Annotated in this window: 2 protein-coding genes; both read left to right on the forward strand. The window is 35.0% G+C overall.

Annotated features, from left to right (window positions below; genetic code table 11):
- On the forward strand, positions 1–666 hold a 666-nt coding region (locus BHF71_RS11725; RefSeq protein ID WP_245683864.1), incomplete at its 5' end, for a helix-turn-helix domain-containing protein.
- Between the two features lie 52 nt (positions 667–718).
- Positions 719–928: a transposase gene (locus BHF71_RS12435; RefSeq protein ID WP_245683865.1), complete on the forward strand. Its 210-nt coding sequence runs from the start codon at positions 719–721 to the stop codon at positions 926–928.
- Positions 929–1030 lie beyond the last annotated feature (102 nt).

Here is a 1030-nt window from a genome sequence, read left to right on the forward strand (position 1 = left end):
GATCCATGGTTTGTTAGTTATAAAGAATTTAATAAAGAACAAGAACAACTTCATATTTATTTAAATTTTAAACGAGGAGCTAAGTTTACTTGCCCTCATTGTGGGGCTGCTCATAATCCAGTTCATGATATTGTTGATAAGGATCGAACATGGCGTCATCTTAATTTCTTTCAGTATGAAACCATTATACATGCTCGTTTACCACGTATTATCTGCAATTCTTGTCATAAAATACGCAGTGTTCATGTTCCTTGGGCAAGACCATCAGCTGGTCTTACCTGGCATTTTGAATCCTATGTTATGTCACTTATGAAAGAAATGCCTGTTGCAGCTGTAGCACGTGAAGTAGGTGAACATGACACACGATTATGGCGTGTATTCAAATATTACGTAAAACAAGCGATGCAGGAAATGGATCTATCTCAACTTAAACGTGTTGCACTTGACGAAACATCAAGCAAACGTGGTCATCGATATGTAACTTTATTTGTTGATATGGATACGAAAAAAGTCGTATTAGCTGTAGAAGGAAAAGGTTCTGATGTTCTTGATATCTTTAAACAATTTCTCGATGAGAAAAATATTCCTGTATCCCAAATCAAAGAATTTTGTAGTGATATGTCACACAATTCAAGAGCTATGGAGTATTCCAGGTATATATGCTGATATTTATTTTAATAAATGGTACAATTGGTCAATACGTTCGAGGCTTACTCCAATGGTTGAAGTAGCTAAATCATTAAAAAGACACGAAAATGGTTTATTGAGATGGTTCATCAGCAAAATGACAAATGGACTTCTTGAAGGTATTAATAGCTTAATACAGGCTGCTAAACGTAAAGCTAGGGGATATCGCTCAATTAACAATCTTATTTACATGATTTATGCTACTGCTAATAAGTTAGATATTAATGTTAAACCTCATTAGGTTATTTTATTTCCTTTACAGCCTAATTGAACATCCTCTATCAAGGCTCAGGCAGTCAAGCGCTCTCCTTGACGGGTTGAGTCTTGATAGAGAAACTATGAA

It is taken from the genome of Vulcanibacillus modesticaldus, assembly GCF_001730235.1.
Taxonomy (GTDB): Bacteria; Bacillota; Bacilli; order Tepidibacillales; family Tepidibacillaceae; genus Vulcanibacillus; species Vulcanibacillus modesticaldus.